The 21,678-nt window shown below is 56.1% G+C and carries 19 protein-coding genes; 18 read left to right on the forward strand and 1 reads right to left on the reverse strand.

What is annotated here, in order from left to right; translation table 11 throughout:
• Positions 1-13 precede the first annotated feature (13 nt).
• Genes ABH899_RS00100 through ABH899_RS00110 form a run of 3 tightly spaced genes read left to right on the forward strand, consistent with a single transcriptional unit; the run spans position 14 to position 2,520 of the window.
• The gene (locus tag ABH899_RS00100) at positions 14-769 is read left to right on the forward strand and encodes an ABC transporter permease (protein ID WP_369992959.1); all 756 of its coding nucleotides are present in this window, start codon (positions 14-16) and stop codon (positions 767-769) included.
• Positions 770-1,921, forward strand: a complete 1,152-nt coding sequence (locus ABH899_RS00105; protein ID WP_369992961.1) for a sensor histidine kinase — start codon at positions 770-772, stop codon at positions 1,919-1,921. It abuts the gene before it with no gap.
• A complete protein-coding gene (locus ABH899_RS00110) occupies positions 1,918-2,520 on the forward strand; it encodes a response regulator (RefSeq protein WP_369992964.1) in 603 nt (200 codons plus the stop codon). Before ABH899_RS00105 ends, ABH899_RS00110 begins: the two co-directional genes overlap by 4 nt.
• Before the next feature lie 272 nt (positions 2,521-2,792).
• Here the strand turns inward: ABH899_RS00110 and asnB are convergent, their stop codons facing one another.
• The gene (asnB, locus tag ABH899_RS00115; protein ID WP_369992967.1) at positions 2,793-4,637 is read right to left on the reverse strand and encodes an asparagine synthase (glutamine-hydrolyzing); all 1,845 of its coding nucleotides are present in this window, start codon (positions 4,635-4,637) and stop codon (positions 2,793-2,795) included.
• Positions 4,638-4,878: 241 nt separating this feature from the next.
• Between asnB and ABH899_RS00120 the strand changes: the two genes are divergently transcribed.
• The 15 genes from ABH899_RS00120 to clpP all read left to right on the forward strand — a co-directional run bounded on the left by ABH899_RS00120 (position 4,879) and on the right by clpP (position 21,672).
• Complete coding sequence (locus tag ABH899_RS00120; protein WP_009674233.1) at positions 4,879-5,232, forward strand: hypothetical protein; 354 nt, start codon at positions 4,879-4,881, stop codon at positions 5,230-5,232.
• A gap of 160 nt (positions 5,233-5,392) precedes the next feature.
• Positions 5,393-5,506 (forward strand): DUF4023 domain-containing protein, encoded by a 114-nt coding sequence (locus tag ABH899_RS00125; protein ID WP_016423522.1) that lies wholly within the window; start codon positions 5,393-5,395, stop codon positions 5,504-5,506.
• An 89-nt stretch (positions 5,507-5,595) separates the two neighbouring features.
• Positions 5,596-5,724 (forward strand): hypothetical protein, encoded by a 129-nt coding sequence (locus tag ABH899_RS00130; protein WP_256123684.1) that lies wholly within the window; start codon positions 5,596-5,598, stop codon positions 5,722-5,724.
• Between the two features lie 273 nt (positions 5,725-5,997).
• The gene (locus tag ABH899_RS00135; protein ID WP_369992970.1) at positions 5,998-7,197 is read left to right on the forward strand and encodes an ROK family transcriptional regulator; all 1,200 of its coding nucleotides are present in this window, start codon (positions 5,998-6,000) and stop codon (positions 7,195-7,197) included.
• A 31-nt stretch (positions 7,198-7,228) separates the two neighbouring features.
• Entirely contained in the window at positions 7,229-8,317 is a 1,089-nt protein-coding gene (locus tag ABH899_RS00140; RefSeq protein ID WP_369992973.1) for an extracellular solute-binding protein, read from the forward strand.
• Between the two features lie 143 nt (positions 8,318-8,460).
• A complete protein-coding gene (locus ABH899_RS00145; RefSeq protein ID WP_009674234.1) occupies positions 8,461-9,543 on the forward strand; it encodes an ABC transporter ATP-binding protein in 1,083 nt (360 codons plus the stop codon).
• 52 nt (positions 9,544-9,595) lie between these two features.
• Positions 9,596-11,302, forward strand: coding sequence for an ABC transporter permease (locus tag ABH899_RS00150; RefSeq protein WP_369994055.1), 1,707 nt, complete (start codon positions 9,596-9,598; stop codon positions 11,300-11,302).
• A gap of 160 nt (positions 11,303-11,462) precedes the next feature.
• The gene (locus tag ABH899_RS00155; RefSeq protein ID WP_369994056.1) at positions 11,463-13,988 is read left to right on the forward strand and encodes an NEW3 domain-containing protein; all 2,526 of its coding nucleotides are present in this window, start codon (positions 11,463-11,465) and stop codon (positions 13,986-13,988) included.
• Positions 13,989-14,153: 165 nt separating this feature from the next.
• Positions 14,154-14,900, forward strand: a complete 747-nt coding sequence (locus ABH899_RS00160) for a creatininase family protein (protein ID WP_369992977.1) — start codon at positions 14,154-14,156, stop codon at positions 14,898-14,900.
• A gap of 58 nt (positions 14,901-14,958) precedes the next feature.
• Positions 14,959-16,470, forward strand: coding sequence for an argininosuccinate lyase (gene argH, locus ABH899_RS00165; protein WP_369992980.1), 1,512 nt, complete (start codon positions 14,959-14,961; stop codon positions 16,468-16,470).
• The gene (locus ABH899_RS00170; RefSeq protein ID WP_369992981.1) at positions 16,467-17,429 is read left to right on the forward strand and encodes an N-acetylglucosamine kinase; all 963 of its coding nucleotides are present in this window, start codon (positions 16,467-16,469) and stop codon (positions 17,427-17,429) included. Before argH ends, ABH899_RS00170 begins: the two co-directional genes overlap by 4 nt.
• A gap of 24 nt (positions 17,430-17,453) precedes the next feature.
• Positions 17,454-18,191, forward strand: coding sequence for a PIG-L deacetylase family protein (locus tag ABH899_RS00175; RefSeq protein ID WP_009674207.1), 738 nt, complete (start codon positions 17,454-17,456; stop codon positions 18,189-18,191).
• 239 nt (positions 18,192-18,430) lie between these two features.
• Positions 18,431-19,354, forward strand: a complete 924-nt coding sequence (locus ABH899_RS00180; RefSeq protein ID WP_369992983.1) for a hypothetical protein — start codon at positions 18,431-18,433, stop codon at positions 19,352-19,354.
• Between the two features lie 154 nt (positions 19,355-19,508).
• On the forward strand, positions 19,509-20,876 hold the full coding sequence (gene tig, locus ABH899_RS00185; RefSeq protein WP_009674213.1) for a trigger factor: 1,368 nt from the start codon (positions 19,509-19,511) through the stop codon (positions 20,874-20,876).
• 202 nt (positions 20,877-21,078) lie between these two features.
• Positions 21,079-21,672, forward strand: a complete 594-nt coding sequence (gene clpP, locus ABH899_RS00190) for an ATP-dependent Clp endopeptidase proteolytic subunit ClpP (protein ID WP_009674201.1) — start codon at positions 21,079-21,081, stop codon at positions 21,670-21,672.
• Positions 21,673-21,678 lie beyond the last annotated feature (6 nt).

Consider the following 21,678-nt stretch of genomic DNA (forward strand, 5'->3'; position numbering starts at 1 on the left):
GGAGATAACGAATATGAATGCGACGATTCTGAAAGCGACTACGGCCCAGTGCCGTGCGGAGCTGCTGCGCACCTTCCGTAACAAACGATTTATTTTCTTTTCGATCGTTATGCCGGTGGCCTTTTATTTTCTGTTTACGAGTACGATGGGAAGCGATACGAAGATCGGCAGTGTGGACTGGACATCCTACTATCTTATGTCCATGACGGTATATGGCGTTATCGGCGCCAGCCTGACTTCCTTCGCCCAGCGGATTTCGAGGGAACGCACCCAGGGCTGGGTCCGCCTGCTCAGCATTACGCCGCTGCCTTCCTGGTCTTACATGGTATCGAAGGTAGCCGCCCAAGGCGTTATTAATTTATTTATCATTCTGATGATGTTTATTATCGGAGGGCTCGGCAAACAGGTTGATCTGCCGGTTTCCGTATGGATCGAAAGCTTCCTCTGGATTTGGATCGGCGGTTTCTCGTTCATGGCTCTCGGTACGCTGCTCGGTTCCATGCGCAACCCCGATGTGGTTCAGGTGCTGACGATGATTCTGTATATGGGCCTATCCATTCTGGGAGGGTTATGGTTCCCGACCGCGTCCATGTCCGGGACTCTTCAGACGATCGCCAAGTTCACGCCGACCTATCGGTTGGGGCAGGGAGCCTGGAATTTGATCGGAGGCGGTTCGATCGACTGGACGGGCGTGCTTATTCTGGCTGTGTACGTCGTCGTATTTGTGATATTATCTTCCTATATCATCAAGAGACAGGAAGCGGTTTAAATGTTTCGTCGGCAACCGGCAAGGCCCCGCGAGGGGCCCCCTTTTATTTTTACGATCATCTGGCTGGTGTATCTGATCTTCCCGGTCGTTTCGGTTCTGCAGCTTCCTTTTCCGGAAAAAATACTGGGTTCGGGACTGCTTATCGCCTTCGTGGCGGCTTATTTGACTTCTTTTAACCGGGCGGCGGGAAGGTACTGGTTCATTCTGTTTCAGACTATCGTTATCGGTATTCTGGCGATCCGGTACAACGAGAACTTTATTTACTTGGCGTTTTATCCGTCACCGGTGATCGGGATGCTGCGGAGCGTCAGGCAAATGGCCGCCGCGATAGCGGGTTTGTTTCTGATGTTCGTGGCGGTAGGCTGGCACTACAAGTTAATGAACGATGTCGATTTGTTTTTGCAGCTTCTTCCGGCTCTTATCATTATCCTGATCATGCCGGTTGCGATGCGCATCGGACGCAGGTCGAAGGAGCTCCGGGGCAAACTTCAACTGGCTAACGAAGAAATTGCCCGTCTGTCCAAAATCGAGGAACGCCAGCGGATATCCCGCGATTTGCACGATACGCTCGGGCATACTTTGTCTCTCATCACGCTCAAGGGCGAACTGGCGGAGAAAATGATTCCGAAAAATCCGGAGAAAGCGGTCCGGGAAGTTCAGGATATCCAGGCGACCTCGCGGGCGGCGCTCAAACAGGTGCGCGAGCTTGTATCGGATATGAACATGGTCACGATCCGGGAGGAATTCGACCGGGCCAAGCAGATTCTTGCGGCAGGCGGCATTGTGCTGGAATTGAAAGCCGGAGAAGGCGCCGAAGACGAGGCTCCCCCGCTGATCGGCAACATTCTCGGCATGTGCTTGCGGGAAGCGGTGACGAACGTCGTCAAGCACAGCAAAGCGAAGGTGTGTATCGTGGAATGGGCCTCCGATGAGGAGGGGTACAGGCTGATCGTGTCGGATAACGGAGTCGGCTTCGAGAGGGACGAAAGGCAGCCGAACTTGGGTACGAACGGGCTCAGAGGCATGAAAGAGCGGCTTAAGCTGGTGGACGGGCACTGCACGTTCGAATCGGCGGGCGGCCGGGGCACCCGGGTCGTTTTTACGATCCCTAAAGTGACCAAAAAGGGAGAAAAGGAGGCGGACGGCGAATGAAGGTCATTGTCGCGGAAGATCAGGGCATGCTCCGGGGAGCGCTGAGCGCCCTGCTGGATTTGGAGGACGATATCGAAGTGATCGGCCAGGCGGCGGACGGCGCGGAAGCGCTGGAGATGATCCGTACGCTCCGACCGGATCTTTGCGTCATGGATATTGAGATGCCGAAAATGTCGGGCCTTGATGTGGCCGAGGCGCTCCAGAAAAGCAAGGATCCGTGCGGAGTCGTCATATTGACGACCTTTTCCCGATCCGGCTATTTTCAGCGGGCCATGCGTGCGGGAGCGCGCGGCTTCCTGCTCAAAGATTCGCCGGTCAGCGAGCTTGCGGCCGCGCTCCGCGATGTGCAGGCGGGCAGGCGCGCGGTCAGCCCGGAGCTGGCGCTCACGTTCTGGGAAGCCGAGAATCCGCTGACGGAACGGGAGCGCGAGGTGCTAAAGCTTGCCAGAGAGGGGCTTTCTTCCGGGGAGATTGCGTCGCGTCTGTTCCTTACGGGCGGCACGGTCCGCAATTACTTGTCGGAGGCGATCCAGAAGCTGGAGGCCAAGAACCGGATCGACGCCATTGCCGCGGCCGAGAAGAACGGCTGGCTCGATTAGGGCGAGATTCGGTGCCAAGACCGGGCATACGGACTCTGAATGCGGGCACGAAGGTGTGGCCCGGCAACGGTTGCGGCAGAGGAAGAGGTAGAGGAAGAGGAAGAGGTACAGGTACAGATACAGATACAGAAACTCCCGAGGTTCGGGTGAAACGTACTAAACCTCCAGTGCCATTGAAATGGCGGCTGGAGGTTTTTTTGAAGTTCCCGGTACCGCTCGGAAACCAACAGATGTAAGTTTAGACGCGCATAGACAGACGTGCGGTAAGATCCTTAACGGATCGATACCTTATATTCGCGCAGCCACGTGTCCACCTGGATCAGATACGCGAACATTTGCGGGCCGGACATGAGCTGGCCGAACCAGGGGAACTCGGTCGATTCGGCTCCCGGAGCCGCCATGGCGCGCAGCGTTTTGGCATCCACAAAAGGAAGAAGCGGCGACGAGGGATCGCTTAAAATTTCAAGCGCCTGCCGTTTGACCGCGGACGCATAATTCGGGTTGTGCGTTTTGGGATAAGGGCTTTTTTTGCGGGCCAGCACATCTTCCGGCAGTACGCCGGCGAGCGCCTTCCGCAGGATGCCTTTTTCCCGGTCGCCCGCCGTTTTGATGTCCCACGGGATGTTCCACACGTATTCCACGAGCCGGTGGTCGCAGAAGGGAACCCGGACTTCGAGCCCTACGGCCATGCTCATCCGGTCTTTGCGGTCAAGCAGGGTCGGCATGAAGCGGGTGATGTTCAGGTAAGACATCTCCCGCATCCGGTTCTGCTCCCGCGATTCCCCCGCCTGACGGGGCACCTCGGCCAGCGCCTGCTCGTAGCGGCCGCGGACGTATGCCTCGGGCTTGATCCAGTCGGCGAAATCGCGCGACAGAATGCCGACCCGCTGAGGCAGCGAAAGCGACCACGGGAACGTGTTCGCATTGAGGGCGTCTTCCCGGTGGAACCAGGGGTAGCCGCCGAAGATCTCGTCGGCCGCTTCGCCGGAAAGCGCCACGGTGGCGCCTTTCTTGATTTCGCGGCAGAACAGGTAAAGCGAGCCGTCGATGTCGGCCATTCCGGGCGTGTCGCGGGCGAGTACGACGGTGCGGAGCGATTCGAAGAGTTCAGGTGTATCGAACTCGATGTAATGATGCTCCGTGCCGAGGTATTCCGTCATTCGCTTGATCCAAGGAGCGTCGGAGTTGGGCTGGAACGCGTTCTCCTTGAAGTTCTTGTCGTTGTCGGCATAATCGACGGAGTACGTATTCAGCACGCCGCTGCCGCTGTCCCGGTAATGGTGGGCGGCGAGTGTCGTCAGCGCGCTGGAATCCAGCCCGCCCGAAAGCAGGGTGCAGACCGGGACGTCCGAGACGAGCTGGCGCCGGGCGGTGTCGGCCAGGAGCTCGCGGATATGGAGCGCCGTTTCCTCCACATTTTCCGTATGGGGCCGGTTTTCCAGTTTCCAGTAAGGACGGATCGTCAGCCCGCTGCGGTCGTAAACCATAAAATGGCCCGGCTTCAGTTCGGCCAGGTTGCGGTAAATGCCGTGACCGGGCGTGCGCGCGGGTCCGACGGCGAAAATCTCGGCAAGGCCTTCGGCGCCTACCTCGGTTCTGATATCCGGATGGGCGAGTATAGCCTTCGGCTCCGAGCCGAACAGGAAGGCGCCGTCCGTGTGGCTGTAGAATAGAGGCTTGACGCCAAGACGGTCCCGGGCCAGGAACAAGGTCTGCTCCTGTTCGTTCCAGGCCGCGAACGCGAAGATGCCGTTCAGCCGCTCCACGCAGCTCCGGCCCCATTCGACGAAAGCGGCCAGCAGAACTTCGGTGTCGCATGAGGTCGCGAACCGGTGGCCCCGGTGTTCCAGCTCGCTGCGCAGCTCGGGAGCGTTATACAATTCCCCGTTATATACGATGGAGTACGTCCGGTCCCCGTCCTTGCGGATCATGGGCTGAGCGCCGTTAAGCGGGTCCATGACACTCAGCCGTCTGTGCCCCAGGGCGCAGTGGCCGGATATCCACGTGCCGGAAGCGTCAGGACCGCGGTGAACCAAGGTTTCCGTCATATTTTCGAGAATGGATGAAGATGTGGTCAGATCTTTGCGCCAGTCTATCCATCCTGTAATTCCGCACATGATATTCACCCTTTCGAAATACGTTCTAAGCGAGCCTTTCGAGAAGACTGCCGAATGCGATGATTAAAGGGTATGCGGCGCCGGCAGCGAAAATGTCTGTCCACCCCGTAAGGACCGGAAGAACTGGAAGGGCGAAATCGGTTTTGTTTCCAGAAAAATTTTGTTACAATAGAATCTGGTAGAAGAAAACTCCCCCTGCAAGCGCTAACGGGGAAATCATGCTAAAGGTGGACTGTTATTGATGAAACGTAAATACGCCAGGGCGCAAATCGATTATTTGGCGGCCAAAGAACAATTTCTCGCAGCCAGCCAGCAGGCTGACAAGAAACTGAACGACATGAGACAAAACGGTGCGGAAATCGGTCAGAAAGAAATGGAAGATGCGATTGAACGCAGCGGTTTCCATAAAGCTTTCAATGAGCTTCGCCATGCGGAGAATCGTCTGATCGAGTGGAGCCATTTCACGATCAAGAACGAAGGCGAATTCAAAGAAAACAAAGCGGCTTTCGAGAAGCTTTACAACGAAGTGAAAACGAAGCCGGAAGCGCGCGCGGTTCTGGTTGACATGGCCATGAGACTGGAAGCGGAAGCTTAAGATCTTTCCTGAACGGACAAGCACTTATACGTATAGAGAACCGAGGAGCGCCGGCTGGTGCTCTTTTTCTTTTTTTCGCGGGATCCGGCATGCTTCCCCCTTAAGCCCGGACATACTAAGACGGCTTCACGAAACTTATTTCTCGGGGAGGCTTGCGGAGATGGATAGTCATTTCATCAGCAAACTGCATGACACTCAGCGTAAAGACGAACGCAACCGGAGGACTCAAGGCAAAAACCGCCCGGAAAAACGGCTCCCGAACAAACAGCACTGAGCAGTGCCGCTTTAAGTATTCCGGTTCACCGTCCGTTTGCGGCGGAGGCCGGAATAAAGGAAATCGACAACCGGGCGGGGGTGATGAACATGGCGAAGGTTTCGAAAGCGACCAAAGGCAAAAAGTACGAAGTAAACGCGGAATTTGCCGAGGAGATGGAAGCCAAAAACGTCAAGCATACGGCCCAGAACAACCTCAGTCACGGGACGGAGAAGTAAGCGTAAGGAAGACGAAAGCCTGCTGCGGCTGCAGCGGGCTTTTTGACGCGGACGCATAAGGAGGCGGAAAAGCAAATAAACTGAAGGGAAGAATAAACGCTTTTTAAGGATGAAAAGGGTTGAAAATATATGAAATTATTAATAATAACGCGATTAAAACTTATTTTCTATGACTAATTTCACTTTTTATATTGACATCATGTAAACGTATACATATACTTGATTTAATTAGTTTGTTAGTCATTTTAACTAAGTAAGGTGGTGATTGGGCTTGTGATCGGCAAGGGGAAAACGGGAAATACGAAATTAGTAAAGCAAATGAACCGGGAAGGCATTCTGTACCAACTGCGCCAGCATCCCCGCTTGTCGAGAGCCGAATTGTCGGTCCGGACCAAGCTGAGCAGACCCTGCGTCTCCTCTCTCGTGGACGAAATGATCCATGAAGGGCTTATTCATGAAGTGGGAACGGGGGAGTCGAAGGGCGGGCGCAAGCCGATTCTCCTTGAATACAACGTTCAGGCGTATACGGTCGTCGGGGCCGTTTTTGAAGGCAGTGAGCTGGAAATGGCCATTGCCGATATGAAAGGCGAGCTGCTGCATCATGTGCATACCCGCCTGGAGCAGCCGGTTGACGGCGATTCCGCTCTGGAAGCGCTCAAGACTAACCTGGATACGCTGCTTGAGAAAAGCGGGTTCGGCCGCGACCGCGTTATCGGGATCGGCGTCGGCCTGCCGGGTATTACACAGAAGCGAAGCGGCACCGTCAGCTACGCGCCAAGCACGGGTTGGATGAACCTGCCGGTCGGGAAGGAAATCGAAGAACGGCTCGGCATTCCCGTTATTCTCGACAACGACGTCAATATGATGACGATGGGCGAATTTTACGGGGGCGCCGGCTCGGGGGTTTCCAGCCTGGTCTACATGTATGTGGGCACCGGGATCGGGGCCGGGATTATCATCGACAAGCAGTTTTACAGAGGCAGCAAAGAGGCTGCCGGCGAAATCGGCTACATGCTTATCGGCGGCGACCGGCTCCGCAGACAAGGCGAATTCGGCGTTTTCGAGAAGAACTACTCCGTTACCGGCATCGGCGACAAAGCGAAGGCTGCCGGTCTGACCGTCGATCCGGGGCGAAGCATCCTGCGGCAGCTGGGCGAACAGGCGAATCAGGGAAGCCGCCAAGCCCGGACGCTGCTCGAAGATGTTTACATCCATTGGGCGTCCGGTATCGCCAATACCGTCAGCGTGCTGGACCCGGAGCTGCTCATCCTGAGCGGCGAAATGGTCCATCTGAGCGAAAGCGGCCTGGCCCGCATCCGCGAGCTGCTTGCGCAGTGGGTTCCGGTGCTGCCGGACATCCAACTGGCGGGGCTGAGGGAGCGGGCAGGTTTGCTGGGGGCCGTCCACAGTGTGCTGGAAGCGTTTCCGTCCGCCCAGCCGGCCAGATCCTCCGGATCTGCCGGCGCGGATTAAACGATACAATCTAGAACTAGGGGGAGTACAAGTGAAAAAGAAGATGACCAAATGGACCAGTTTGACTCTTATCGCGGCAATGGCTGTCGGCCTGTCGGCCTGCGGCGGCGGTGACGACGGTGCGAAGAAGGGTGCCGAAGGCACCGGCGGAGGAGCCGCTTCCGGTTCCCAGAAGCTCGTGATTTACACGGCCCGCGACAAGAACGTGGTCGACGAGATTTTGCCGAGATTCAAAGAGAAAAATCCGGGCATTGACGTGGAAGTCATGACGATGGGCGCCCAGCAGGTTCTGGAGCGTATCCGCGGCGAGAAATCGAATCCCCAGGCGGACTTCTGGTGGGGAGGCACGCAGTCCTCTTTCATAACCGGGGCCGAGGAAGGTCTTCTTGAGCCGTATAAGCCGACCTTCGCGGATAACGTCGCGGCCGAGAACAAGGACGCCCAGGACCGCTGGTACGGCGAAATGCTGCTGCCCGAAGTGATCATGTACAACTCCCAGGCGCTGAAGAAAGAAGATGCTCCGAAGGACTGGGATGAGCTGCTGGACGCGAAATATAAAGATAAGCTTCTGATCCGCGGCGTTATGGCGTCCGGTACGATGCGCACGATCTATTCCTCGATGATTTACCGCCAGGACCCTGCGGATCCGCAGAAGGGCTACGACTGGCTCAAGAAGCTGGACGCGAACACGAAGGAATACACGCAGGATCCGACCAACCTGTATCTGAAAATGGCTCGTCAGGAAGGCACGCTTTCCCTCTGGAACCTCCAAGATATCCTGATTCAGAAGGAAATGAAAAAGCAGCCGTTCGATTTCATTTATCCGGCCAGCGGCGCTCCGATCCTCGTAGACGGAGTGGGTATTGTCAAAGGCGCCAAAAACATGGACGCCGCCAAGAAATTTTACGAGTTCCTTTTCGATAAAGAAGAACTGAAGAAGAAAGCGGAAAAGCTGTTCCAGATCCCGACCCGGACGGACATCAACAAGGATGAATTCCCGGCTTGGCTGAAAGGAATCGAAACGAAACCGCTGCAGCTCGATTGGAAAGTACTGGCCTCCAAAGAAAAAGAGTGGATGCAGTACTGGGATGAAAATATCAAGGGCAAAGGCAAGAAATAAAGCCCGAAGCCTGACAGATCCGGGTGGGGGAAGCCCCATCCGGGCCCGTTTAGGCCGGGCACATGATACGATTTGTGCCTTTGTGCCGGCGGGAGAGACGTACGGATAGGTAGGGAAGTTTTACTTTCTAGGAGGGATTCCACTTGATAGAAGTCAAGCTCGATAAAGTAAGCAAGCAGTTTAACGGCGCACGCGGCGTTGAAAACGTCGACATCCACATCCAGCCGGGCGAATTCTTCACGTTTCTCGGCCCCAGCGGCTGCGGCAAAACGACAACGCTCCGCATGATCGCCGGTTTCTATTATCCGACGGAGGGACGGATCATGTTCGGCGAGAACAACGTGACGTATACGCCTCCGAACAAACGCAACACCGGGATGGTGTTTCAGAACTACGCCTTGTTTCCGCACATGACCGTGTTCGAGAATATTGCTTTCGGTCTCCAAGTCCGCAAACAGTCCAAGGCGGAAATTATGGATAAGGTGACGCGCGCCCAGAAGCTCGTCCACCTGGACGGATACGGCGACCGCAGAATCGACCAGTTGTCCGGCGGGCAGCAGCAGCGGGTGGCACTGGCCCGAGCCTTGGTGATCGAACCGAATATTCTCCTGCTTGACGAGCCGCTGTCCAACCTCGACGCGAAGCTGAGGGAAGAGACGCGCCTCGAAATTAAGCGCTTGCAGCTAGAGCTCGGCATTACGACGATTTATGTCACGCATGACCAGGCCGAGGCCATGTCCATGTCCGACCGGATCATGGTCATGAAAGACGGCGTCGTGCAGCAGATCGGCACTCCGCACGACATTTACAACCGTCCCGTCAACCGGTTTGTCGCTTCCTTTATCGGAGAGTCGAATCTGTGGGAAGGGACCGTGGAACGCCTGGAAGGCGACACGGTGTACGTCCGCACCTCGTCCGACACGCTTATCACGGGATTTGCCGCCAACGCTTCGCCCGAGTGCCGGTTGGCACAGGGCAGCAAGGTGACGGTTTCGGTCCGTCCGGAATCGATTCGCGAAGCCGCGGCGTCGGAGAGAGGCCTGGAGAACATTCTGGCCGGCAAAGTGCTGATGTCGGAATTTACGGGCGTGAGCGTCAACTACGTCGCGCAGGTCGGCACGCTGCCGATTAAAGCGATGTTTATCGGCCCCGGCCAGCGCATGCGCCACCGTGATGAGGATATCGCTTTTGCCGTCCCGAAGGAAAGCGTCTATTTCGTAGAATAAGGAGGGTGCGCCCGTGCAGACGAACAAACCGCAAGCCAAGCAGCAGCCGGCCATCCGTCCGAACAGCCGATGGACCACGATCACGACGTCGCCTTACTTCGTCTATGTGCTCATCGCGCCGTTGTTTCTGATTTTGCTTGCCTATGTCATTTATCCGTTTTTTCAGACGTTTTTACAGAGTGTGAAGCTGGAAGGGGCTTTTTCGTTCAAAAATTATGCCCGCTTCTTCAGTCTTGATCATACATCGAATCTGGAAGCGCTGTGGAACAGCGTTTACATCTCCGTACTCAGCGTGATCACCTGCGGTATCGTCGGTGTCGCGATGGCGTTCCTGCTGGAGCGCTACGAGTTTCCGGGACGCAAAATTTTGTCCGTCCTCGCGATCGTGCCGATGGCTCTTCCGCCCCTGATCGGGGTGCTGTCCTTCTCGTTCCTGTACGGGGACAGCGGCATTATCCCGCGCGCGCTGCAGAAGCTTTTTGACCTGGATCACGCGCCGCTTGCGCTTAAGGGCATCTGGGGGGTCATCGTGGTCCATACGTTCACGATGTACACCTATTTCTATATGACGGCGTCCACCGCTATCAGAGGCCTGGACCCGTCGCTGGAAGAAGCGGCGGCCAATCTGGGCGCCGGACGCCTGCTCATCTGGCGCAGAGTCATTCTGCCGATGCTCACGCCGGCCATTATCGCGGCTTCGCTGCTCGTCTTCATGATCTCGATGGCTTCCTATACGGCGCCGCTCGTGTTCGGGATCGACCGGACGCTCACCATGCAGATTTACTTGTCCCGTACGAACGGGGACCTGGACATGGCGGCGACTCAATCGACCCTGCTGTCGATCGTGTCGATCCTGTTCCTGATCATGATGCGCTGGTACCAGAACGCGCGGAACTATCAGAACATGAGCAAAGGCGTCAGCGTCCACCGGACCGAAGTGAAAAGCAAGGCGGGCAAGTACACGGCGATGGTGCTGTCCTTTATCGCCACTCTCGTGCTGATGCTGCCGATTCTCGTCATCGTCCTGCTTTCCTTCTCCGAAGACAGTACATGGACGGTCCAGGTCCTTCCGCCGGAGTATACGCTCCAGCACTTTAAAGACCTGTTTACCGATCCGAAAACATGGCGCCCGATCGCAAACAGCTTCAAGATGAGCTTCGTGGCGACCATCGGCAACCTGCTCTTCGGCGTTGCGGCGGCTTACGCCATCGTCCGGATGAAATTCAAGGGCAAAACGCTGCTCGACATCCTGATCATGCTGCCATGGGCGCTGCCGGGTACGGTCGTAGCCGTCAACCTGATCACGGCCTTCAGCGAACCGAACGTATTCTCGTTCAACCAGGTTCTGATCGGCAGCTTCTGGATTTTACCGCTCGCTTATTTCGTCCGCCACCTGCCGCTGATCTTCCGGTCGACATCCTCGACTCTGATGCAGATGGACAGCTCGGTAGAGGAAGCGGCGCGCAACCTTGGAGCTTCATGGTGGTACAGCTTCCGGCGGGTTGTCTTCCCGATGGCCCTGAGCGGTATTCTCGCGGGAACGCTGCTGGCCATGGTGGAGGGCCTCGGCGAGTTCGTAGCGTCGATCCTTCTGTACACGAATAACACGACACCTATGTCGGTTGAAATTTTCCAGCGCATGTATGCGTTCGAATTCGGTACGGCATGCGCCTACGGAGTTTTGCAGATTGTCATGATCATTCTCGTTCTTTTCGTTTCCAGGAAGCTGACCGGCGGCAACGCCGGGTCCGCTATCTGACCCGAGCTACGGTTCATTATCGTAAGGTCGCGGCCGTTCCCCCGCGGAACGCCGCGTCCGCCGCGATTTTGATAAAGGCAGGGAGTCATGCAGGATTCCTGCCGCCACTTTTACGCCTGAGGAGGAGAAGCGATTGAGTCAAGCAAGTGCAAACAGATGGATGAAAAAGTGGGTGGCAGCCGCCGTCTCGCTGACGGTTGTCGGAACCGTCGCCTTACCGGCGGCGCCGCAGACAGCGTCGGCCGACAGAGGGGTTGTCGATCTCTGGAAATCAATCAAGCCGCTCACCACAATCGCCAGTGCCATGAATACGGGGGCTCACCCCGACGATGAGCACAGTGCTACACTCGCGTATGTATCTCTCGGTCAAGGGGTCGACACCTCCAGTGTCATCGCCAACCGCGGAGAAGGCGGACAGAACGAAATCGGCAGCGAGCTCGGCAATGCCCTCGGCATTATCCGGACCCGGGAACTGCAGGAAGCTTCCAAGATCACGAACATTACGCTGGCGAACCTTAGCGTGAAGCTCGACGATCCGATCTACGATTTCGGCTTTTCCAAAAGCCCGGACGAAACGCTGGAGAAGTGGGGCGAATCCGTCGCCTACGAACGGCTGATCCGCCAAATCCGCCAGAAACGGCCGGACATCCTGATTCCCGCTTTCCTGAACGAAGATTCCACTCACGGTCATCATAGGGCCATCAACGTTCTGACGGTACGGGCGTTCAAAGACGCGGGCAATCCGGCTATTTTCCCGGAGCAGCTTAAAGAAGGCCTCGCCGTATGGCAGCCGAAGAAGCTGTACCTGCCGGCCACGGACAAGGATTACGATGTCGCCCTTCCGGTCGGTGACTATAACGAAATTTACGGAGCTTCCTACTCGCAGCTGGGGGAAGAATCGCGTTTTATGCACAAAAGCCAAGGCATGGGCCGCCATGTAGATGAAGGTCCCGGAAACTCCTATTACAAGCTGGCAGGAACCGCCGGGGACAACAAGACAGCCGTTTCAAAAAGCAGCTCGCTCTTCGACGGCATTTCCTTTACGTTCGAAGATCTTGCCAAAGAGCTGGACACCAAAGGCAAAGACAATAAGATCGTCAAAGATCTGAAAACCCTGCAGCAGGATGCCAATGAAGTCATCGCCGCCTATCCTAAATTTGCGAACGTCGCACGCGAGGTTCATGAAATGAAGGCGGACGTGAAGTCAGCAATTGAAAATGTGGAAAAATCCACTTTAGATTCTTCTGTTAAAACTGATCTCCTTCATAGGCTGCAGGTGAAAACCGATCAGCTTAACAAAGCGAGCATGGAAGCGGCCTCTCTGACCGTTAAAGTGAAGCCCGTATCGGGCGAGCTTGTAGCCGGACAAACGGCGAAGGTGGCAGTCACCGCACACAGCGGCGGCAGTGTAGATATCTCGGACATCGCGATGAAGCTGAATGTTCCCGAAGGCTGGACAGCCAAGCCGGCGGGCGACGCCAAGTTCAAGAAACTGGGTTACAACCAGACGGTCAAAACCGAGTTCGAAGTGACCGTTCCGGCGAAAGTCGCCGACTTCAACCCGTACGCCCTGCCGCTCATCAGCGCTGATGTTACATACACAGCCTACGGCACGCAGGCAGCGGTCCATGCGGTACCGGACAACGCGGTTGCCGTTCTTCCGGCAACGTCCTTGACCCTCAGCCCGGAAGCGGCCGTGTTCAACACGCTTAAGCCGGACGAAGCCGTACCGGTTAAAGTAACCGCCCGCAATTACGCGCCGGGAGCTTCCAAAACGACCGTTGCGCTGAAAGCTCCGGAAGGCTGGACGGTCGAGCCCGCTTCCCAGGACGTAAGCTTTGCGGCGAAGAACGAAACAAAAGCCATCGAGTTTACCGTAAAAGCGCCGAAGGGCGTGAAACCGGGCAAGGTGGACATTTCCGCCGTGGCCAAAGAAGGCCAGACCGACACAAGCCGGACGGTGCAGGTCATTACGTACCCGCATATCGGCACGACTTATTACGTGAAACCGGCGACTTTAACGATTCAAGCTTTTGACCTTAACGTGTCGAAGGATCTTAAAGTCGGCTATGTTTCCAGCGGCTTTGACAATATCGATGCCGTTCTGCGCCAGGTAGGCGTTAACGTGACGAACCTGGATGCGAAAGCGATCCAGTTCGGGGATCTGTCCCAATACGATACGATCGTGCTCGGCATTCGCGCTTACGCGTTCCGTCCGGAACTGATTCCGAGCAACCAGCGTCTGCTTGATTACGCGAAAAACGGCGGCAACCTGGTCGTTCAGTATCACAAGCCGGAAGACAAATGGACGCCGGACCTCGCGCCGTATCCGATCAAAATCGGCCAGCCTCTCATTCAATGGAGGGTAACGGACGAGAATTCGAAGGTAACCATGCTGGCGCCGGATCACAAGATCTTCAATACGCCGAACAAAATTACGGACGCCGACTGGCAGAACTGGATTCAGGACCGTTCGGCCTACAATCCGGCTGAGTGGGGCAAAGAGTACACCGAACTGATTTCCAACGGCGATCCGGGCGAAAAAGAATTTACGGGTACATTCCTCTCCGCCGATTACGGCAAAGGCACGTATACGTACAGCTCGCTTGTCTGGTACCGTGAAATGCCGAGCCTTGTTCCGGGTTCCATCCGGATGTTCGTGAACATGATCAGCTTAAAGCAGTAAGCTTGGCAATTGAACTTATACCGTTCTTTTATTTCAAAAAGCCCGATGATTCACTCCTTATTTAAATGAAGAAAGACCGCAGCGGGGGATCTTCCGATCCTCCGTTCTATCGCGGTCGGCTTGATCCGGCAGCAGGAACAAACCAAAGAAACCGGAGGGGACAACATGAAGGCCCTAGATATCCACGGAAGGCATGCCGAGTCCGCTTTCAGGAATGCCGCCTTTGCGGTCGTTCCGCTGGGAAGCTTCGAATACCACGGTCCGCATTCTCCGCTGGGGACGGATTTTTTTCTCGCCCAAGGCTTCGCGGGACTTATTGACCCGGGGTTAAAACCCCTCGTTTATCCGGCCATTCCTTACACGGCATGTCCGGGCAAAACAGGGGATTATCCCGGCACCATATCCATCGATCCGGCCGTGTTTCACCGGTATTTGAGCGATGTGCTGGAAGGCATCTGCCGTTCGGGATTCAGACGAATCGTGCTGCTCAACGCCCATGACGGCAACATTGGAGCCTCCAGAACGGTTGCCGAGGAAGTAACTTCCCGCTGGAAGGATGCAAGCTTTCTCCTGATCAACTGGTGGCAGCTGGCTGCTGCGGACGCTCCGGAAAAGCTCGGATTTTTTCAAGGGACGACAGGAAGAGGACACGGCGGGCCTTACGAAATGTCCGCTGTCAAAGCGTTCCGTCCCGACCTGGTTCATGTATCGGAAGAAGATGCGGAATTGACTCCGCCTCCTCCGCTTTCCCCGATGCCTTACGTATTGGTGGAAGGCACGCCGGAAGGCTGGGAGGGCTATACGGGCCACATCCGTCAGACTTCTCTTCAAGCGGGCGATTGGATTGTAGGCGAGGTCACGGCCAACATGAACGCCCTCATTGCGAACTGGCTAGGCCGGCCCGCTCCCTGAACCACACCGCTTGCCTGTCATAAACATATAGAAAGTACCACTAGGAGGAATGGACCGCATGAGAAACCGCGAACAGATTTTACAGGAAGAAGGCGCCGTCTTTCCCGGGCTGACCTATACGGAAGCTGTGCTTAAACCCGCTTTCAATGAAGCGAAAGCAAGTCTTCTCGGCCCGATGATGGCAATCAATAAAGCGCACCTGATTATGCTTAAAGACCAGGGGCTCGTTACCGAAGAGGAAGCGTCGCAAATTGCGGACGCGATCCGCGGACTGGATCTGGACGGGCTGCGTCAAGCCGAGTATACGGGACAATTCGAGGACTTGTTCTTCCAGGTGGAAAGCGACCTGCTGGAAGCGGCCGGAGACATCGCCGGCAATCTCCATCTGGCCCGCAGCCGCAACGATATGGGCATCTCGATTTACCGGATGGTGCTCCGGGAGAAGCTCCAGACGACGATCCGGGGAGCGCTTGCCCTCAAAAGCCAACTGCTCGCATTCGCCGAGGAGCACGCCGAAACGATCATGATCGGCTACACGCACACCCAGCAGGCGCAGCCGACAACGCTCGCTCATTACATCATGGCGGTGGCGGATTCGCTCGACCGGGATGTGCGCCGTCTGCAGGCCGCCTACGCCAACTGCAACCGCAGCAGCATGGGCTCCGCCGCTTTGACCACTTCCGGGTTCAATATCTCCCGGGAGAGAATGCAGGAACTGCTCGGCTTCGACGAGCTGATCTATAACTCCTACGACGCCATCGGCGGGGCCGATTATGTCGGTGAGATTGCGACGGCCGTACAGCTGGCCGCCATTAATCTCGGCCGCTCTTCCCAAGATTTCCTGCTGTGGTGCACACAGGAATTCGGTGTGCTGCGCGTAGCCGACCCGTACGTCCAGATTTCGTCGATCATGCCGCAAAAACGCAATCCGGTCTCGTTCGAACACATGCGCTCGCTTCTTTCGAGCTGCGTGGGGAACACCCAGACCGTACTGACGATGATGCACAACACGCCGTTCGGCGACATCGTCGACACCGAAGACGACATGCAGCCGTACGCATGGAAAGCTCTGGCTGTCCTCGATCAGATGTACCGCCTTCTATCCTGCGTCATCGGTACGATTCACGTGGACAAAGATGTGCTGCGCAAGCGGACGGAAGGCAGCTTTGCTACGGTGACCGAACTTGCCGATACTCTGGTGCGGACCGACAACCTGTCTTTCCGCAAAGCCCACCACATCGTCAGCGGAGTCGTGAAACGCGCGGTATCCGAAGGGCTGGCCGCCAACGAAATATCGCTGGCTATGGTTAACGAGATTGCCCGTCAGGTGATCGGCCGCGACTTGTCGATTACAGAAGAAGCGTTCCGCAGCTCGCTGGACCCTGTCCATTTCGTCTACATCCGCACCCTGCCCGGGGGACCTGCCCCGGACGAAATCCGCAGCACGATCGCAGACCGCCGCAGCCGTCAGCAGACCCAGGAAGCCTGGCTCCGGGATTCGCAGAGCAAAACGGAAGAGGCGCTGTCGCACCTGGATGCGGCGCTTGAAGGATGGAGCTCCGGTCAATGAAGGGGCGCAGCATTCCGCTGCTAGCCGTAGACGGCGGTGGAACCAAGTGCCTGGCTGTTTTTACCGATAGGCAGGGAAAAATAGAAGGAACCGGCCGGGGAGGTTCCTGCAATTACCAGACGACGGGCACGGAAGCCGCCGTGGATGAGCTGGTGCGGGCCATGAAGATCGCCAGGGAGGATCTGACGGAACCTCCCGCTCCGGACGAAACGCTGCGCGTCGAATGCGCGGTCTTCGGGATGGCCGGGCTCGATACCGGCTACGACCGGCAGATCATTGAAGGGCTCGTCCGTGAAGCCCTCTCCAGGGCGGAGATTCAGGCGGACCGGGTCGTCGTGGAGAACGACGGACTTGCCGCGCTGCTCGGAGCGACGGACGGCAAGCCGGGCGTCCTGCTTATCGCGGGCACCGGCTCCATCGTTTACGGCGTCAACGGACAGGGACGCAGCGCCCGGGCGGGCGGCTGGGGCTACCGGGTCGGGGATGAGGGGAGCGCCTACTGGATCGGCAAACAGGCCCTCACCGCTATCCTGCAGACTCTGGACGGCAGGCAGGGACCGACGATTCTCGCCCGCAGAGTCCTGCCCTATCTCGACCTCCGTTCGGAGGAGGAGCTGTACAACTGGGTGTATTCGGCCGACTACCGGGTAGACACCGTTGCGGAACTGTCGCTGCTTGTCAGCGATTCCGCGCGGGAGGGAGACGCATCCTCCCTGCGTATTCTCGAAGCCGCCGCGGATGAGCTTGTTTACGGGGGACGGGCCGTTATCGAAAAGCTTGGAATGAAAGACACTTCCTTCACTTTGATCCTCCAGGGAGGGGTTCTCCAGAATAATGAGTTTGTGCGGAGCCGTTTGACGAAAAAATTGCGCGAATTCGCCCCTTCATGTAATCTGGAAGAAATAAAAAAAGAACCGATTTACGGAGTGATCGCCCAGGGACTCAGCCTGCTGCCGTAAATCCGGGGGAGGGTGGGGGACGTTATGAGGAAAACGCTGCTCTTTGTGTTTGCGCATCCGGACGACGAATCGTTTGCCTGCGGAGGCACGATGGCCAAATATGCGGAGCGTGGACATGCTGTCCATCTGGCCTGCGCCACATCCGGCTGCAAGGGCAAAACGGGGGAGTACACGTTTACCTGCAGGGAAGAAATCGCGCTGTACCGGGAAGGGGAGCTCCGCCGGGCCGCCGCCGTTCTCGGCGTCGAGCGGGTTCACTTCTACCGTTATCCGGACGGAGGCCTGGCCGAGGTCCGTGAAGATCTCCTGGCCGCCCGTGTGGCCGCGACGATTCTGGACCTGCAGCCTCATCTCGTCGTCACGTTTCCTCCGGACGGAGTAACGGGGCATCCCGATCATATCGCCATCTCCAAGGCGGTGCTGCGGGCGGTCGAGGAATTGGACGCGGACGGCGGGGCGGCGCCCGACCTTTATTACGCCTCCATTCCGAACTATTACGACCACTGCGGCGACTGCGGCCCGTCCGAGTGCTGCCCCATTACGTCACGCGTGAATATTTCGGAATTCCGCAGCCGCAAGGGAGAAGCGCTCCAGGCGCACAAAAGCCAAGTGTATTCCGTGGACCGGGCCTACCCCGGGGTCATGCACGGCGACTATTCGGTGATCGGGCGCTACGAATACTTTACGCTTGTGCGTCGGGGCGGACAGCCAACCGGATTAAACAAATGCGCCGGTGAAATTCCGGTCGTTGAACTGGTCTGATATTCTTTTTTATTAAGCAGCTCAATAAACGAGGTCAGCTTTCCTTCGACAGGGGGCTGGCTTTTTTTTACGTGTCCGGCCTTACGGAAAGACGCCGGGAGCAGCGAGGGCGGGGGAACCCGCCCAAATCCCGTTCTTTGATTTCCTCCCGCTAATCCGGTACACTTTATGGATGATCTTTTGCAGGAGGAACTGCGGAAGAATATTTCAAAATCAGCCGGGACGAGTCCGGCTTCGAGGTGGAACCTTTGACTCATTCCTACGATAATGTAGTTTTATTTCCCAAAACGGCCGCTTCCTACGAGAAGCAGATGACCCAACTGCTGGAGCAGGAGCGCTATGAAGAGGCGGTCCGCCTGCTTCGTTATCTTCTGCAGTTCGCCAGGGACGACGCGGAGAAACAAGCCCAGTGGAGAGCTCTTCTGCAGTGGCTGGAAACGATGTTCCCGGAAACTCTGTACGACGATGCCGTCATGCAGGAGGGCGGTGAAGAGGAGGAAATTACCGAGGAAGACCTCAAGCGCCAGTCGGTGGCCGGGAAGTCCGCGGAAGGCCGGCAGTATGTCGGGAGTCTGCTGGACATGCTTGAGGACGGTACGGATATGGAGCGTCAGATGATCGCTCTGGAGCAGCTTGCTTTTGCGGAGGACGACCGGATCGACGAGTTTGTAAAAGAGTGGCTCCATACGGCCCCGAGCCATCCGTTCGTCCAGTTCAGAGCCCTGCAGATGCTGAAGCAGCGGGGAGGCAAAGGCCCTGTCGTGCTTGCGCGAGCGCAGAACAAAATGGTGCTCCGCATCGAGGATACGCCCCTGAAGCTCGAAGAATTCCCGGACCGGATACGCGAAATGGTATACCGGGTTCAGCAGATCAGCGAGTCGGAGCAGCCGGACTTCGGTTTTTTCGCCGAGCAGACGTGGCTGGAATTTCTCAAAACGGTGTACGGCACGGAATTGTACACGTCGATGAGCATCTGCCGGGAAGAAGAGGTGGACGTCTGGGCGAGCGCTCTGCATACCGTTCTTCACGAATCTTTATTCGGGAGCGCGGACAGGGAGCATCTGCGGGAGCAGTACGGAATCACCGCTTCCATGCTGCAGGCGTGGGGCGAAGCTTACGCTTGTCTGCAATCTTTTATCCAGGCTTTGTACACGGGCGGCTAAAATAAAGCCATTCCAGTCATTCGCTTGAAAAAGCAAGGGTTTGTGGTATACTAGAATGGTTATAATGGCCACTAAAAGGCTTACGAGCTTAATTATGAGGTCAGAACGTGAAAAAATACTTGTCAGGGTACATTTTTGGAGGGGAAAGCATAAAATGAAAGCAAGCTGGGAAAAAATAGAGAAGAACACTGCAGTTCTTGATATCGAAGTGGAAGCGGAGCAAGTTGCCGACGCTCTCGACAGAGCTTTTAAGAAAGTCGTAGCCAAAGTAAACGTTCCGGGATTCCGTAAAGGTAAAGTACCGCGGTCCATCTTTGAAAAGCGCTTCGGCATCGAAAGCCTGTACCAGGATGCGCTGGACATCATTCTGCCGGAAGCTTACATGCAAGCCGTTCAAGAAACGGGCATCGAGCCTGTTGACCGTCCTGAAGTGGACGTTGAACAATTCGGTAAAGGCCAAGCCCTGAAGTTCAAAGCGAAAGTAGCCGTGAAGCCGGAAGTGGAACTCGGCGACTACAAAGGCATCGCGATTCCTGCAGCGGACAGCGCGGTAACTCCGAAGGAAATCGACGAAGAGCTGGAACGCCTGCAGCAAAGACACGCTGAGCTTGTCGTGGTTGAAGAAGGCGCGGCGGCAAACGGCGACATCACGATCATCGACTTCGAAGGTTTCGTGAACGGCGAAGCGTTTGAAGGCGGCAAAGCGGAGAAGTACTCCCTTGAGCTGGGCTCCAACAGCTTCATCCCTGGTTTCGAAGAGCAAATCGTCGGCATGACCAAGGACGAAGAGAAGGACATCGAAGTGACATTCCCGGAAGAATACCACTCCGAGCAGCTTAAAGGTCAAGCGGCTACTTTCAAAGTGAAGCTGCACGACATTAAGCGCAAGAACCTTCCTGAACTTGACGACGAGTTCGCTAAAGACGTAAGTGAATTCGACACGCTCGAAGAGTACAAGCAGGACATCGCGAAGAACCTGGAAGAGAAGAAGAAGCAGGATGCTGAAGTTCAGCGCGAAACAGCTGTGGTCGAGAAGGCCGCTGCCAACGCGAACGTTGAAATTCCGGCTTCCATGATCGAAACCGAACTCGACCAGATGGTAAGTGAATTCGAAAGACGTCTGCGCATGCAGGGCATGACGCTGGATCTGTACTTCCAATTCTCCGGCCAGAACGTGGACGTGCTGAAATCTCAAATGAGAGAAGACGCCGAGAAACGCGTTCGCAACAACCTGGTTCTCGAAGCGATCGCGATCGCAGAGAAAATCGAAGCGACGGACGAAGACGTGAACGCCGAGCTGGATCGTCTTGCCGAACAGTACCAGAAATCCGTTGAAGAGCTTCGCTCGATCTTCGAAGCTAACGGCAGCCTGGAAGGCATCAAGCAGGATCTGGCTGTTCGCAAAACCGTAGACTTCCTGCTCGCCAACAGCACGGAAGAGAAAGAAAAGCCGGCTAAGAAAGAATCGAAAGCTAAAAAAGCAGCGAAAGAGGAAGCCAAAGAAGAAGAAGCGGCCGAGTAATCGCTTCGCCTTCCCAGGCACTGCACGATCCCGACAAAAGCTGTATAATAGGACACATACAAAGGCACGTAATCCAAAGCGTGCCTTTGTTTTACCCGAAAACAGCCGCGGAAGCGATATTTAGCGGGATTTATCCTAAAAATGACTTTACCTTTTAAACATGGTAAAATGAAAAGTAAGTACCCGCAAAGGAGTTGGTCCAATGAGTCTTATCCCTATGGTTGTGGAGCAAGAAGCCCGTGGTGAGCGTTCCTACGACATCTATTCTCGCCTGCTCAAAGACCGTATTATCTTTATCGGCAGCGCGATTGATGATGATGTGGCTAACCTTGTCATTGCCCAACTGCTGTTTTTACAGTCCCAGGACGCAGAGAAAGACATTCACGTATACATTAATTCTCCGGGTGGCTCGGTAACGGCCGGACTCGGAATTTACGATACGATGCAGCACATCAAGCCTGACGTGTCGACGATTTGCGTAGGCATGGCAGCGAGCATGGGTTCCCTGCTTCTGACGGCCGGTGCGCCCGGTAAACGTTTTGCCTTGCCGAATAGCGAGGTTATGATCCATCAGCCGCTGGGCGGTGTCCGGGGGCAGGCGTCGGACATCAAAATTCACGCCGACTGGATCATCAAAACGAAGCAGAAGCTGAATAATATCTATGTGAAGCATACCGGCCAGCCGTATGATAAAATAGATCGCGATACAGATCGCGATAACTTTATGAGCGCGGAAGATGCGAAGGCGTACGGATTGATCGACGAAGTCATCACTCGAAGCGACCTGAAATCTTAAAGGAGT

Origin of the sequence: Paenibacillus sp. RC84 (genome assembly GCF_041260495.1) — a bacterium.
Lineage (GTDB): Bacteria > Bacillota > Bacilli > Paenibacillales > NBRC-103111 > Paenibacillus_F.

Bases quoted from the DNA above. Each gene is read 5' to 3' on its own strand.
- ABH899_RS00100 (WP_369992959.1), top strand. From the start codon at position 14: ATGAATGCGACGATTCTGAAAGCGACTACGGCCCAGTGCCGTGCGGAG.
- ABH899_RS00105 (WP_369992961.1), top strand. From the start codon at position 770: ATGTTTCGTCGGCAACCGGCAAGGCCCCGCGAGGGGCCCCCTTTTATT.
- ABH899_RS00110 (WP_369992964.1), top strand. From the start codon at position 1,918: ATGAAGGTCATTGTCGCGGAAGATCAGGGCATGCTCCGGGGAGCGCTG.
- asnB (WP_369992967.1), bottom strand. From the start codon at position 4,637: ATGTGCGGAATTACAGGATGGATAGACTGGCGCAAAGATCTGACCACA.
- ABH899_RS00120 (WP_009674233.1), top strand. From the start codon at position 4,879: ATGAAACGTAAATACGCCAGGGCGCAAATCGATTATTTGGCGGCCAAA.
- ABH899_RS00125 (WP_016423522.1), top strand. From the start codon at position 5,393: ATGGATAGTCATTTCATCAGCAAACTGCATGACACTCAGCGTAAAGAC.
- ABH899_RS00130 (WP_256123684.1), top strand. From the start codon at position 5,596: ATGGCGAAGGTTTCGAAAGCGACCAAAGGCAAAAAGTACGAAGTAAAC.
- ABH899_RS00155 (WP_369994056.1), top strand. From the start codon at position 11,463: ATGAAAAAGTGGGTGGCAGCCGCCGTCTCGCTGACGGTTGTCGGAACC.
- ABH899_RS00160 (WP_369992977.1), top strand. From the start codon at position 14,154: ATGAAGGCCCTAGATATCCACGGAAGGCATGCCGAGTCCGCTTTCAGG.
- argH (WP_369992980.1), top strand. From the start codon at position 14,959: ATGAGAAACCGCGAACAGATTTTACAGGAAGAAGGCGCCGTCTTTCCC.
- ABH899_RS00170 (WP_369992981.1), top strand. From the start codon at position 16,467: ATGAAGGGGCGCAGCATTCCGCTGCTAGCCGTAGACGGCGGTGGAACC.
- ABH899_RS00175 (WP_009674207.1), top strand. From the start codon at position 17,454: ATGAGGAAAACGCTGCTCTTTGTGTTTGCGCATCCGGACGACGAATCG.
- tig (WP_009674213.1), top strand. From the start codon at position 19,509: ATGAAAGCAAGCTGGGAAAAAATAGAGAAGAACACTGCAGTTCTTGAT.
- clpP (WP_009674201.1), top strand. From the start codon at position 21,079: ATGAGTCTTATCCCTATGGTTGTGGAGCAAGAAGCCCGTGGTGAGCGT.